General features: G+C 55.2%; 13 protein-coding genes and 1 pseudogene. 4 read left to right on the forward strand and 10 right to left on the reverse strand.

Going from position 1 to position 13,992, the window contains the following annotated elements; all coding sequences use genetic code 11:
- From AC2FIC_RS13935 to AC2FIC_RS13945, 3 genes are all read right to left on the reverse strand, one after another.
- Positions 1–1,059: an adenylate/guanylate cyclase domain-containing protein gene (locus tag AC2FIC_RS13935; protein ID WP_496690642.1), complete on the reverse strand. Its 1,059-nt coding sequence runs from the start codon at positions 1,057–1,059 to the stop codon at positions 1–3.
- Entirely contained in the window at positions 1,056–1,448 is a 393-nt protein-coding gene (locus AC2FIC_RS13940; protein ID WP_496677803.1) for a group I truncated hemoglobin, read from the reverse strand. Before AC2FIC_RS13940 ends, AC2FIC_RS13935 begins: the two co-directional genes overlap by 4 nt.
- 103 nt (positions 1,449–1,551) lie before the next feature.
- A complete protein-coding gene (locus AC2FIC_RS13945) occupies positions 1,552–2,394 on the reverse strand; it encodes a glycosyltransferase family 25 protein (protein WP_496690643.1) in 843 nt (280 codons plus the stop codon).
- A gap of 132 nt (positions 2,395–2,526) precedes the next feature.
- On the opposite strand from AC2FIC_RS13945, the gene speB reads away from it, so the two are divergent.
- On the forward strand, positions 2,527–3,501 hold the full coding sequence (gene speB, locus AC2FIC_RS13950) for an agmatinase (protein WP_496690644.1): 975 nt from the start codon (positions 2,527–2,529) through the stop codon (positions 3,499–3,501).
- A gap of 21 nt (positions 3,502–3,522) precedes the next feature.
- Here the strand turns inward: speB and AC2FIC_RS13955 are convergent, their stop codons facing one another.
- The 6 genes from AC2FIC_RS13955 to AC2FIC_RS13980 all read right to left on the reverse strand — a co-directional run bounded on the left by AC2FIC_RS13955 (position 3,523) and on the right by AC2FIC_RS13980 (position 11,367).
- Positions 3,523–4,743, reverse strand: a complete 1,221-nt coding sequence (locus tag AC2FIC_RS13955) for an aminopeptidase P family protein (protein ID WP_496690645.1) — start codon at positions 4,741–4,743, stop codon at positions 3,523–3,525.
- Between the two features lie 161 nt (positions 4,744–4,904).
- Positions 4,905–6,116 carry an ABC transporter permease gene (locus AC2FIC_RS13960; RefSeq protein WP_496690646.1) on the reverse strand — a complete coding sequence of 404 codons (1,212 nt, stop codon included), beginning with the start codon at positions 6,114–6,116 and terminating at the stop codon, positions 4,905–4,907.
- Between the two features lie 5 nt (positions 6,117–6,121).
- Entirely contained in the window at positions 6,122–7,396 is a 1,275-nt protein-coding gene (locus AC2FIC_RS13965; protein WP_142634170.1) for an ABC transporter permease, read from the reverse strand.
- A 70-nt stretch (positions 7,397–7,466) separates the two neighbouring features.
- Positions 7,467–8,555, reverse strand: a complete 1,089-nt coding sequence (locus tag AC2FIC_RS13970; RefSeq protein WP_142634172.1) for an extracellular solute-binding protein — start codon at positions 8,553–8,555, stop codon at positions 7,467–7,469.
- Positions 8,556–8,655: 100 nt separating this feature from the next.
- Complete coding sequence (locus AC2FIC_RS13975; RefSeq protein WP_496690647.1) at positions 8,656–9,747, reverse strand: ABC transporter ATP-binding protein; 1,092 nt, start codon at positions 9,745–9,747, stop codon at positions 8,656–8,658.
- Positions 9,748–10,323: 576 nt separating this feature from the next.
- Positions 10,324–11,367 carry a pyridoxal-phosphate dependent enzyme gene (locus AC2FIC_RS13980; protein ID WP_496690648.1) on the reverse strand — a complete coding sequence of 348 codons (1,044 nt, stop codon included), beginning with the start codon at positions 11,365–11,367 and terminating at the stop codon, positions 10,324–10,326.
- Between the two features lie 86 nt (positions 11,368–11,453).
- Here AC2FIC_RS13980 and AC2FIC_RS13985 point away from each other — a divergent pair, with 86 nt between their 5' ends.
- The 3 genes and pseudogenes from AC2FIC_RS13985 (at position 11,454) to argE (ending at position 13,124) form a co-directional block, all read left to right on the forward strand.
- Positions 11,454–11,654: an aminopeptidase P family N-terminal domain-containing protein gene (locus AC2FIC_RS13985; protein ID WP_465160558.1), complete on the forward strand. Its 201-nt coding sequence runs from the start codon at positions 11,454–11,456 to the stop codon at positions 11,652–11,654.
- 70 nt (positions 11,655–11,724) lie between these two features.
- Positions 11,725–11,970: pseudogene (locus AC2FIC_RS13990) on the forward strand (ectoine hydrolase DoeA); the annotation flags it as partial.
- Positions 11,967–13,124 carry an acetylornithine deacetylase gene (argE, locus tag AC2FIC_RS13995; RefSeq protein WP_496690650.1) on the forward strand — a complete coding sequence of 386 codons (1,158 nt, stop codon included), beginning with the start codon at positions 11,967–11,969 and terminating at the stop codon, positions 13,122–13,124. The pseudogene AC2FIC_RS13990 and the gene argE, both read left to right, overlap by 4 nt.
- On the opposite strand, the gene AC2FIC_RS14000 is transcribed toward argE, so the two are convergent.
- Positions 13,121–13,987: an urea carboxylase-associated family protein gene (locus AC2FIC_RS14000; protein ID WP_142634180.1), complete on the reverse strand. Its 867-nt coding sequence runs from the start codon at positions 13,985–13,987 to the stop codon at positions 13,121–13,123. The genes argE and AC2FIC_RS14000 overlap by 4 nt on opposite strands.
- Between the last annotated feature and the right edge of the window lie 5 nt (positions 13,988–13,992).

Below are 13,992 nucleotides of genomic sequence, written 5' to 3' on the forward strand. Positions count from 1 at the left end.
TCAGAACACCGGTTTCCGTTGCGGAATGCTGAGACCGGATGTGACATTAATCAGATCCATCTCACCCATACCCTTGATGTCCACACGCCCGATATCAGAGACCTGAAACTCGTCAATCAGGGCGTATTTCATTTCTTCAGGCGCAACAATATTCATTGGGTTTGCAAAGACTTGTAACCGGGAAGCGATGTTCACGGCGGGCCCGAAAACATCATAGACATATTTCTGAATACCAACCACAGATCCTACCGCTGGCCCCATACCCAGCCCCACACGTGCCTGCCACTTGTGCGGATGGCTTTCATTTCTCCGCTCAAGATAGCGAAGGAACCTGACTGCACAATGGGCAGCAGCAGTCGCATGATCTGGCGTAGCATCCGGCATGCCTGACACCGCAAGATAAGCATCGCCAATAGTCTTGATCCGCTCACATCCGAACTGTTCGACGATCCGGTCAAAGGCCGTAAAGATGTCATTCAACTCGCTTAGGGTAACCGTCGGGTCCGTCTTGGCGGCAAAATCCGTGAACCCCACAAAGTCCAGCATCACAACTGACACCTGATCGTAAAGCTGCGGCGTGACCACACCGAATGTCTTGAATTCTTCATAAACAGCGCGCGGCATCAGGTTCAGCAACAGCCTTTCAACCCGCTCCTTCTCACGCTCCAACTCGCGCGTGTTGCGTTCGACCATAGTCGAGTAGCTGTCAATCATGCTTTCAAGTTCGCGGATTTTGGTGATGTTCTGAAACTCGATGACCAGAACCTGTTCCGAAAGACCGTTTGCCAGAGAAACTGCCGTTGCGAAAACCAGTGTCCTGCGTTTCGGCTTGATCTGCAATTCGACCGAGTATCTGAGCCCAGATTGCTTTACGTCTTCAAGTTCACGCGCATCAAGGTCAGGAAAAAAATCCAACAATGTCTGTCCATCAGCCGGAGGGCCAAACCATTCCTGAAAAGGGCCGTTGCAGAATACGAATGTAAGATCCGAAGCCCGAACCACTGCGACACCAACACCGATCGCGCGCAGCAGTTGTTCATTGATCGCAAGAATGCTCATGCCGCATCGCGCGTAACAATAATTGCACGTTTGGATTCGATCGCTCCCAAGGCAATCTTTACGTGCCGATCTTCCATTCCATGTAACGCCAGCGCTTCACCAAACAGATCTGCCATTTCGTCGAAATCTGCGTGCGAGATGTTCAGATTTCTGTGAACCGCTTCAATTCGATCATCACTAAAAGATGTCGGGCCACCGATCAGAGACGATACGAACTTGGTCTGGTGATCAATCAGCCTTGGCATGTCGATATCTTCGAAATGGTCACCGATCTGATCAGACTCCAGTGCCATTTCGTAAAAGGTCATAACGATCCGGCTGATCGTTTTGAAACCGCCATAATGCTCATAGATTGTCTGACCCACACCAACCCCAAACCGGAAAAACACCAACAACACTGGAAGATTATATCAATTTGACAGTTTTGTTAACGCTTATCGAGAATTACTATTTTTGCTTGGTTGGAAAGCCGTGATCAGCCTATGATATAAACTAAACCCTCAGGTCTTCGGCACAGGGGATAAATCCGACATACCCCCCGCTTTCAAGCAATCGGGCTTCGCCTCTCTGGCGCCAATACAACTTGCGTTTCGCGGCCTGCAATTCGCGACGAATGCGAAACCACAGGGGTCCCTTATCCAGACCGCTATTGGTCTTTCTGTTTTGTGAACGTTCACTGACTTTCACGGAATCTTCAGCCTGATCCTGCTGTTTCGACCAGATCATTTGAACGCCGACTGCTGGAAAACACTGATACATTTGCCAATCCGGGCGGGGGATAGATACGAAATCATCCAGGTGATCCGAGTATTTCTCGGACCACTTCAGCAATTTACGGCAGGCCGCCTGCGACAGGATATATGCGGCCGCGCTGGGTGCCATTTCCAGCATCGGGCGAACCGGTACGCCGGATATCTGCTGTTCCGGGCCAAACCTCAGCGACCGAGGGGAATAGTCCAGCTTTAGGAAGTCGAACCCTGACCCTGCTTCGAGCAATCTGGCAATCACACCGCCAGCTTGGGTCGACATTTCAACATCGTCTTCAAAGATCGCAACAGCCTTCAGGTCTTGCTGAACGGCACGCTTCCAAACGGCGCGATGGCTTTCGAAACAAGCGACTTCACTTTGTTTCAGACCCCAGCGGCTGCCAGAACCGGGAACATAACCATTTCCAACCAGTGCGCCCTCTTGTTGTGCATCGGTCGCACTAAAGCGTTTGGCCCCAATCAATCCAGTATGCGCAAACTGCGCCTCCATAAAGTTACGCCGTTCGGGTACCCGATCCAGATTGATATAGTAGACACCCGTTCCCGGTGGCAGTTCATGATGGCCCACGGCTGTTCCTTTTTAATGCCTGCACCAGATACACATCGCACAATCGGACAATCAAGCCCACAGCCCCCACCTATCGCAGCTTTGAATTCCTGTCTAAGCTGCCAATGAATAGCAAGAAACGGGGGACTCGCCATGTCATCACATGGGTATAGCGGCGGGCGACTTAATCTGCCTTTCGTCGGCATTTCAACCTTCGGCAAGTCACCTTATGTCGAAGATTGGGACAACATCGATGCAGATGTCGCAATCATGGGGGCGCCTTTCGACTTTGGCACCCAATGGAGGTCCGGCGCGCGCTTTGGGCCCCGTGCTGTACGCGAGGCCTCAACCCTGTTCAGCTTTGGCCATGCCGGAGCTTATGACCATGAGGATGACGCCACTTATCTAGATGGATCGGTGCGCATGGTCGATATTGGGGACGCTGACATAATTCACACCAAGACAGATGCCAGCCACGCCAACATTCAATACGGCGTCGAACGCATTCTGTCCGCAGGCGCCCTGCCCGTTACCATCGGCGGCGATCATTCGGTGAATATTCCCTGCATCAACGCCTTTGCGGCAGAGTGCGCGCAGAATGGACCCATCCATGTGATCCAGATCGACGCGCATCTGGATTTCGTTGACGAGCGTCATGGCGTAACCACTGGCCACGGAAATCCGATGCGGCGGGCGATTGAAAAGCCTTATGTCGCCGGCATGACCCAGTTGGGGATCCGAAACGTGTCATCTACCGCCAAGGAAGGGTATGAGTATGCCCGCGCTCGCGGCTCGGACATCTTGTCCGTACGACAGGTGCGCAAGTTGGGCACCGAGGGTGTATTGGAGCGCATCCCCGAGGGCGCGCGGTATTACGTTACGATTGATATCGACGCGTTTTGCCCCTCAATCGCACCTGGCACGGGTACGCCCAGCCATGGCGGGTTTTTGTATTACGATGTGCTGGAAATTCTTCAGGGGCTGGCGAAACGGGGTGACGTGGTCGGGATCGACCTTGTTGAAGTCGCCCCAAGTTACGACCCAACCGAAAGCACGCAGATTCTGGCGGCGCAGGTGCTGCTGAACTTCATCGGGTTTATCTTTCACGAACGGGGCAAGAAGGGCTGAACGCCCTTCCCGCCCATACGATCAGGCGCTGATCGTGTTGTGTTCAGGCCCATAGGGGAAGCCGGTGATGTTCTCGGCACCGGCCTCTTCGACCACTAGAATGTCATGCTCACGATAGCCACCGGCACCGGGCTGTCCTTCGGGAATCCACAGCATCGGCTCGATGGACACGACCATGCCCGGCTCCAGCACCGTGTCGATATCCTCGCGCAGTTCAAGACCCGCCTCACGACCGTAATAGTGGCTGAGGATGCCGAATGAGTGCCCATAGCCGAATGAGCGGTACTGCAGCAGGCCCTCATCAGCAAAGAATCGATTGATCTCAGCCGTGATCCCAGAGCAGGTCGCGCCCGGTTTGATCAGGCTCAGCCCCAACTCATGCGCGGCGACGTTTGCCTTCCAGATGCGCAGGCTATCGGCGTCGGGTTCGCCCAGAAACAAGGTGCGTTCCAGCGCAGTGTAATAGCCCGAGATCATCGGGAATGTGTTCAGCGACAGGATATCGCCCTTTTGCAGCGCCCGCTTAGTGACCGGGTTATGTGCGCCATCAGTGTTCAGGCCGGATTGAAACCAGACCCAAGTATCACGGTATTCGGCTTCTGGATAAGCACGAGCAATCTCGGCCTCCATCGCGTCACGGCCCGCCATGGCGATTTCGATCTCGGTCGCGCCTTCGCGGATCGCGGCGTGAATGGCTGCGCCGCCCACATCTGCAGTGTGTGCGCCGCCTTTGATCAACTCGATCTCTTCGGCGGATTTCACCATGCGTGCGGCCATTGTGTCGGGTGCGATATCAACCAGTTCAGGCTGGCCCAGCATATCCAGCGCGGTGTCGCGCATTGCCAGGGTCATATGGTCGCCTTCGATCCCGATCCGCCGTGCAGATCCGATCAGATCAGCCACCGCGCGCCAGTAATTGTTCCGCTTCCAGTCGGTATAGATCACGTTGTCTTCAACCGAGCGACGCCAAGGTTGGCCGGCGTCGATATTGGCCGATACGGTGGTGCATTTGTCCTGAGTGACAACGCAACCGTAGGGACGCCCGAACGAGCAATACAAGAAGCCCGAGTAATAGGCGATGTTTTGCATGGAAGTCAGCAGAACAGCTGGAATATCGCGGGCGGCCATCGTGGCGCGCAAGCTGGCCAGACGGCGTGCATATTCCGCCTTACTAAAGGGCAAAGGCGCCTTGTCACCGTTGTGGCAGGTAAAGAATTCGGGGCGATTGTTTAGATCATTCATCTTGGTCTCTCCTCGATGCCGGACAGGCAAAGCCCGGCCACTAGTCCCGGCGTTCAGGACAAGCGGCCTCGGGAACCGAGAGCCATGCACCCGCCTAGATGTCACGACGCCATCGTGACCGGGGTGCATGGTGAAATCGCTAAATCACCTTGTGAGTCGCGTCAAGCGGGACTGAGTCCCCGCATGCGTTCAGACCGCCTCCGCAGCAGTTCTACCGTGGTCAACAGCGCAATCGAGATCACCACAAGGATGGTCGCTACTGCCAGAATGGTCGGGCTGATCTGTTCGCGCAGGCCGGTGAACATCTGCCATGGAAGTGTCTTCTGGCTGGCAGAGCCAACGAACAGCACAACAACCACCTCATCGAACGAGGTAATAAAGGCGAAGAGGCCGCCCGAGATCACGCCCGGCAGGATCAGGGGCATCTGAATCTTGAAAAACGTCCGCACCGGGCCCGCGCCCATATTCGCCGCCGCCCGCGTCAGAGAGCGATCAAAGCCCACCAGCGTCGCAGTCACGGTGATGATGACGAAGGGGATGCCCAGAACGGCGTGGGCAAGGACAACTTTCACATAGCCCACGAAGTTCTTGTTCATGCCCAGCGTGCCTTCCATGAAGCGACCGATATCGCTGTAGAAGAAGAACATGCCGGTGGCCGAGATGATCAACGGCACGATCATCGGCGAGATCAGGACGCCCATGATGACGCGGCGGCCGGGTACGTGGCTCTGGCTGAGGCCGATGGCCGCCAACGTGCCCAGCGAGACCGAGATGATCGTCGCAATCGGCGCGATGATCAGCGAGTTCTTGAAGCTGCGCTGCCATTCATTGTTGGTGAAGAAATCGCGGTAGTGCTTTAGCGAATACCCTTCGGGGTCCAGACTCAACATCTCAGGGGTGAAGGTAAAGAAATCCTGCGCGTTGAACGACAGCGGCAGAACCACAAGGATCGGGGTGATCAGGAACACGAAGATCGCACCGCAGATAACCCGAAACAGATAGTGATAGAACACCTGTTTTGGCGTCAGATAGCTGAGCAGTTTGCGGCGATACCGGCCTTCATAGAGCCAATAGATAAAGAAGATAAAAAACCAACCGCCCAACAGGCCCAGAATGCCACCCATCGGACCTGACAACAGGAAACCTATGACGCCGAAACCCAGGATATTGATCCAGCGCGCCAGTTTTTCGTTCTTCAGAACGTTGATGTAGACCCAGGCCAGCGCGGCGATCAGAGCTGCGCCACCCAGAATGCCCAAAAGGATCGAGCCGTTGCCCGCGCCGACAAAGACGCCGGCTAAGGCACCTGCTAAGGCGACACTGGGCAGAACCATTGAGAGCGGTTTGCGGGATATCGGTGTAAGTGCAGCCATGTCGATTATCCCAACTTCACGTTATCAATGCCCACGATCTTGTCGTAGACCCAGTAGAGCAGCATGACGACACCCAGCAGGATCGTACCCAAGGCCGCAGCCAGTCCCCAGTTCAGCGAGGACGAGATGTGATAGGCGATCCGGTTCGAGATGAAGACACCCTTTGTGCCGCCAACGATTTCAGGCGTGATGTAGTATCCGATCGACAGAATGAACACGAGGATAGAGCCCGCTCCGATACCCGGAATGGATTGTGGGAAGTAGATGCGCCAGAAGGTCGTCCAGTTGGTCGCGCCCATGGATTTCGCCGCCCGCGTGTAAGTCACCGGGATCGTCTGCATCACTGAATACATCGGCAGGATCATGAACGGCAGCAGGATATGCGTCATCGCAATGATCGTGCCGATCTGGTTATTGATGATCACCAGTCGTGCATCATCGGCCACAAGTCCAAGCCAGACCAATGTTTCATTAATCACGCCCTGCTGTTGCAACATCACTTTCCACGCCGAGGTCCGCACCAGAAGTGAGGTCCAGAAAGGCAAGAGGACAAGGATCATCAGCAGGTTCGACACCCGCATCGGTAGGGTCGCCAGCAGGTAGCTAACCGGATAAGCCAGCAAGATACAGGACACTGTAATCACCAGTGACATGAACAATGTGCGGCCAAACAGCTTGATCAGAATCTGCTTGTCTTCAGGCTGCGACTGCGCGCCTTCGGGCGTGCGGCGCATATCGACCGCGTTCAGGAAATAACCATTGGTAACCGTTGGCGAATGGGTCTTGATCACGGCCCACGTCTTAGGATCGCCCCAGCCCTCGTGAATCTCGATGATCTGGTCCTTGAATGGTCCATCGGTTTCAGGGTCAAGCTTGCCCATTTTCCGGCCAGAGCGGCGGAACAAAGAAGACATGCCAGTCTCTTCGTAGTTCAGACGCGAGCCAAGGCGGGTGTGGGTTTTGCTATCAACGGCAACGACCATGTCGCGAACGAATGCATCGTATACTGCTTCGTCCGGAAGCTCACCGCTTTGGGCGTCCCAGCTTTGCAGGGCTTCCACCGTAAGCGGGAGGGTCTCTGAAACCATGCTGTTTTCAACCGAGCGGAACAGCATTGAAGCAATCGGCACGATAAAGGAAAACATGACAAATAGCAGAAGCGGAGCGACGAGCATCAATGCTCGTAACTTCTGCCGCCGCAGTGAACGTGCCAGCGATTGCTTGAGCGGCGTTCCGTCCGCTGCCAGCATCGGCCCCGCATTTTGGCTTGCGTCAGTCATCTGTGCCCCTTGACTCTGCTTGGGTCTGGGGGCGGCGCACCGCCCCCGACTGTTTCATGAAATCAAACGATTATTTCGCAAGCCAAGCCTGGAATTTCGCTTCGATGTCATCGCGGTAATCCGCCCAGAACTCGTAGTTATACAGGAACGTGTTCTTGGCGTTTTCCGGATCGGTCGGCATGTGCGGCGCCATGTCGATGCCAAGCTCGGCATGCTGACCAACCAGCGGAGCCGACGAGGCACGGGCCGGACCGTACGAGATGTACTTGGCCTGATCCGCCAGACGCTGCGTGTCCGTTGCGAACATGATGTAGTCCAGCGCACGCTGCTGACGCTCTTCGCTCAGACCGGCGGGGATGATCCAGCCATCCAGGTCAAAGATCTGCGCGTCCCACAGCATGGCAACGGGCTGCTTCTGCTCTTCGATCACGCTGAACAGACGGCCGTTATAGGTCGAGCCCATGATGATCTCGCCATCGGCCAGAAGCTGCGGCGTGTCGGCACCCGCGGACCACCAGACGACGTTGTCCTTGATGGTTCCCAGTTTCGCCAACGCCTGATCCTGACCTTCTGGAGTCGCCAGAACGTCATAAACGTCATCTTTGGCGACGCCATCACAGATCAGCGCCCATTCCATGTTGTTGATGGCGCGTTTTTCCAGTGAACGCTTGCCCGGATAGGCCTCCAGATCAAATACGGCGCAGACATCAGTCGGAGGTGTGTCACCTACCAGGTCCGTACGATAGCCGAATGTAGTCGAATACACGATCTGCGGGATAAAGCATTCGCTGACCAGCAGGTCACCGAAATCATCGGCAGCCGAGGTGCCGTCGGGCGCCGGGGCCAGCATTGTGTCTGGGTCGATCTCCATCGCCAGACCTTCGTCACACAGACGAATTGCGTCCGCAGCAACAACATCCACTACGTCCCAGGTGATGTTGCCCGCTTCGTTCATCGCGCGCAGCTTGGCAACCGCTTCGGCCGAGCTGTCATCGTTAAGGATAGTGATGCCGCTCTTTTCAGAATAGGGCTCGTGATAAGCCTTCAGCTGTGACTTGGAATAGGCGCCGCCCCACGAGACAATCGTCATCTCCTCGGCCATGGCGCCTCCGGCCACGGCAACAATGGCGCTTGCCATCAAAGTGGTCTTAACTTTCATTGTTAACTCCCTGTTATACCCGTAAATTTCTGAACAGACCGGATCACGGGGCAACCCGGCCGCCATTTACCCCCAGCGATCCACCAGGGGACGTTCTGCATCAGGCGTCAAGTGCCCGGCAATCATGGGCCAACCAACCGATTTCAACTTCCTGGCCGGGCGACAACCGAATCGCGTCAGGGGCGTTTCGGGTCTTGATGATAAAGTCTTCATTACCCGCCACGGACAGGCGGAACCGGAAGACATCACCCATATAGATGAATTCTTTGACAGTCGCCTTGAGCGTATGCGCATCAGCATGCAGGCGATCTTTGTTGAATTCGACCCGCTCGGGACGGATTGAAACCTTGGTCCGTTCACCGGCTGCAGTGACATTGACCGGTTTGGCGTCGATTTCTGATCCATCATCCAGTGCAACCACGCACGAGTCGCCGTCGATTGACTTAACAACGCCTTCCAAGGTGTTGTTTTCACCAATGAACTGGGCAACAAAGCTATTTTCGGGCTCTTCATAGAGCAGATCCGGCGGCGCAAGCTGCTGGATGCGTCCGTCGTCGAACACGGCCACGCGATCCGACATCGTCAGCGCCTCTGTCTGGTCGTGGGTCACGTAAACTGTCGTAATCCCCAGCTCATGCGCCAGACGGGTAATCTCGAACTGCATATGTTCGCGCAATTGCTTGTCCAGCGCGCCCAGCGGTTCGTCCATCAAAACTAGCTCAGGCTCGAACACCAAAGCACGGGCCAAGGCGATCCGCTGCTGCTGACCGCCGGACAGTTGCGCCGGACGACGGCTGCCAAAGGCGCCCATCTGGACCATATCCAGCGCACGCTTCACTTTTTCTTCCCGATCGCTTTTGCCGATGTTGCGCACTTCAAGCGGGAACGAAAGGTTTTCAGCCACAGTCATATGCGGGAACAATGCATAGTTTTGGAACACCATGCCAATCCCGCGCTTATGTGGTGGAATGTTGTTGATCGGGCGTCCGTCCAACATGATTTCGCCATGAGTAGCGGTTTCAAATCCGGCCAACATCATTAGGCAAGTTGTCTTGCCTGACCCCGAGGGGCCGAGCATAGTTAGAAACTCACCCTTTGGCATCGAGAGATTAAGGTCTTTTACGACGAGTATCTCGCCGTCATAAGATTTTTGAACACGCTGAAATTCGACGAACGCTGCGTCATTTGACATTACCAACTTGGCTCCCCTGTGCGGTCTTTGCTTGCCCGGTTCATCCGGATCTCAAAGACCAGTCCACCCTATTTAAGGACATGGGGGACCAACCACGCAACCATAAATGTTACAGCTAGGCGACAAAGAATCCTGAAATTCACTTCTGCTCAACTGATATTTCGATATCTCGCCCGCAACGCAAGGCCTTGAATAGCGTAATTAACTTGCTTCATTCGCCTCTATTCAACTTCCTCACCCACAACATTAATATAATATTTTTAATAGGTTATAATTACAACTTGAACCACCACATCTCACAGCCCAGACCTCGGCATCGATACTGAGGTGCTGAGAGATTCGCATGTCGAAATTCCTCGACCGATTGGAAAACGCCAAAATTATCTGGCGCAATCCAATCTAAAAACCGCGCTTTGGGGGGCAATTAATCTCATTTTGATAGGGCGGAGGTGCGGATTTGCGCACCTCCCGTTTTCAGGCGCAATCGGATTCTGCCTTTGGGGGCAGTTGCACCCTCTTAACTTGCGGCTTCCTGCGCTTATTCCGGGGCAAGATTCAGATGTTTCTTGACCTTCTTCAATCCGGCACTTCGGATAAAATGCACAGAACTTGGGCATCGCTCCCAATGTTCAGGGCCTCGCAGACATCTGCATTCATCGCTGCTGCGACGCCCGCCCCGCCCGAAGCAGTTGTCGCCAACCCAGCCTCTGCCATAGCCGGTAAATACCGCACCACGTCGTCATCCGAGAGCGTCAGAAAACAGTCTGCATCCCGCGCCAGACCATTCAGCGCGATCAGCGAGGGTTCTTTACAGTCCAGCCGTCCCATGATGCTGTCAGGCCCATCCGCAAAGACGCAGGTACCTGCTTCGATACTGGCTTGCAACGCAGGGGCCGCTTCGGGTTCCACGACAATGATCTTGGGTCCATCACCCCAGGCATGGCGCGCATAAGCTGCAACCGCCCCTGCCAACCCACCTACCCCGGCCTGCAAAATGATATGCGTGGGCGCATTTGGGCATTGGCGCACCGCTTCTGCAGCCATCTGCAGATATCCCTCCATCAGGGTGTGCGGCAGCTCGTAATACCCGTCCCACGAACTGTCAGATAGCAATGTCCAACCGTTAGCCTGCGCCGCTTTGCCAGCAGCCTCCATACTGGCGGCATAATCCGTGCCTTGACGAACGACCCTGGCTTTTTGCGCACGAAGGCGTTCCGCGAAACTTTCAGGTACGGTTTCGGCGATATAGACCACTGCATCAGCCCCAAATATCCGTGCACCTGCTGCTACACTCATCCCGTGGTTACCCGCGCTAGCGGTGACATAGGTTTTCCCGCGTAAAGTAGACTTATCCGGTGTCTGCGCCAGATCAGCAGCGTGGCGGGCGATGACATAGGCAGCCCCCAAAGCCTTGAACGACCCGAGGTTCATGCGCCCACGCTCATCTTTGACCCATAGATCGGCGACATTGGCCAAATCCTTGGCTTCAACCAGATTGGTTTCCGCTGCTGCAGGGCATACTGTTAACAAATCAGCTACGCGAGCCGCGTTTATCGAAGGAAATGGAGCATCAGGAATCAATTTTTCCTTGCCGCGGTGTGGGTTTGAACTGAGTTTCAACAGTATTTCCTTCCTGAGTTGTCCATTGACGTGATCGGATTCGTAAAGTTCTGTCAACACGTCTCTAATCACGACACGAGGATCCGATGAGCCAAGTGAATCCGGCATTCATGCGGGGGGAATTTGACCGTCGGCTGTCCAAAACACGAAAAGCCGTGACCGAGGTCGGGCTGGACGCGCTGTTCTTCGAAGATCCTTCGAACATGACGTGGCTAACCGGATACGAGGGGTGGTCGTTCTACGTCCATCAGGGCGTTTTGGTCTTTCATGACGCAGACCCGATCTAGTGGGGACGCAATCAGGATACTAATGGGGAACGACGTACAGTGTGGATGCCTGATTGTCAGATACGTCCACATTGAAAGCCACGCGTGCAGTGGCTATCCAGTAGGTCTGAGCTATCTCCCGGACTGGGGTGAGCGCACGATATCTCTGCGTCCCGAGGATGAGACAATCCTGGAACCTGGCAAGACGTTTCACTTTATGCCTGGCCTCTGGTTGAATGACTGGGAGTTAGAGATCACCGTGTCGATCCTGATCACCGATACCGGTCCTGCCGAATGTTTCTGTAACCGCCCAAGAAAGCTGTTTGTAAAGCCATGACCCTGCAAAGAACCCAAGATATCCTCGCCGATCTGATCGCGTTTGAAACGGTATCTGCAGACAGCAACCTTCAGATCATCAGCTATCTAAGGGACAGGTTGCAGGCCTTGGGTGCACGCTGCATCGAAACCCGGGATGATACTGGCACCAAGGCCAATGTATTTGCTTCCATAGGCCCAGACATTCCCGGCGGCATCCTGTTATCCGGCCACACGGACGTGGTTCCCGTCGCGGATCAGAACTGGACATCAGACCCGTTTTTGATGACTGAGAAAGATGGCAGACTTTACGGACGTGGCACCTGTGACATGAAGGGCTTCATCGCCGCCGCACTTGCACTTGCCGAAACGCTGGATGCCAGAAAACTGACCCACCCGCTGCACTTTGCCTTCACCTATGATGAAGAAACCGGATGTTTGGGCGCGCAGAACATGGTGAACGATCTTTCCGAACGAGGAATTGTGCCAGATATCGCAATAATCGGAGAGCCCACCGAAATGTGCCTGATCGAAGGGCATAAGGGGTGCTATGAATACACGACACGATTTGTCGGGCTCGAAGGACACAGCTCGGCCCCCGATGATGGGGTTAATGCGGCGGAATACGCGGCACGCTATGTAGGAAAACTTCTGGAACTGCGCCAGATATTGAAATCCCGCGCGCCAACAAACAGCCCCTTCGAGCCACCCTGGACCACTATAAACGTGGGGTTCTTCAATAGCGGCGTCGCCCATAACGTCATTGCCAGCAAAGCCGATGTCGGGTGGGAAATGCGCCCGGTTCAAGCCAGCGATGCGGATTTCGTTAAGCAAGCCCTGTCAGACTATGTGACCCACAGCCTGCTGCCCGAAATGCAGGCCGTCCATAGTGAAGCCAGCATCACGCAGGATATCACGGCCGAGGTTGCAGGCCTTGAGCCCATGGAAGAAAACGCCGCCCGCAAACTGGTTGCCGAGCTGACCGGGGCGAACGGAACAGGTGTTGTGTCATTCGCCACTGAAGCTGGCCTGTTTCAGCAGCTTGGCACCCACGCGATTGTCTGCGGTCCCGGCTCGATCACACAGGCCCATAAAGCAGATGAGTACGTCGAGATCGAACAGCTCGACCTATGCTGTCGGATGCTGGACCGGCTTGGGCAACGCCTGACCTCTTAACCTGCCCCATGAGTGCGATCATAAGCAGATCGCTTGGGCTGAATATGCGCGTTTCGGATGTCTTCACCGGGGTCATAGGCTTCCATAACCAATGGATAACAGGCGGCTGCGTCCGAGGAATGCTCGGACGAGCAATCGCCCCCGGGACAAGCTGAAAGGCCGACGATCAGGTCAATCTCGGCGTAGAATTCCAGATAATCACCCGGACGCACCGGGCTTGCCTTCATGAAGTATTGGCCTGTGTCCTGCGTAAATCCGGTGCACATGAAGACGTTCAACACGTCGTGGACGTGCATTTCGGCCTCATGCAGCGGCAGGCCACAATGGCTGGCCAATGCCCGTGTCAGGTTGGAATGGCAGCAATAATGGTAGTCATCGCCAGACAGCAGTCGCCCGGTATATGGGTCACAGCGGGTCCCGATTACGTCATGCACGGATCCGCCGTATGAATCGAACCCATACCAATCCAGAGTATCCGTAACGATGGTCGCCATGGGCCGCATATTCGGAAAACTTGACCACATCCGATCCCCGGTCGACAGATGCGTGCCATGCAGCGCGCGGGTTTTGCCGGAATAGAACCGTTCGGTCAGGTCGTGCTTGTACCACATGTTAAGATCACCGACCTGCGCGCCATCGACCGACACCACCCGAATAAAGGCCCCCGCGGGCACTTCAATACAGGCCGCATCACGCGGGGCTGCTATGACTTCGGCGGTTTTCACCGCGCGCTGCCTCAGGTCAGTCAACGCAGCCAGATCAGGTTGCGGTACCGTTTCGGGCGGATAGCAAATGACCGGAGGGATCGCCCTCCGGTCATTTGCGTCTGCCGGAGGTTCAAAATTCGGATGTTTCAACTTCATGACCG

Source organism: Ruegeria sp. CDSC079 (assembly GCF_059610505.1).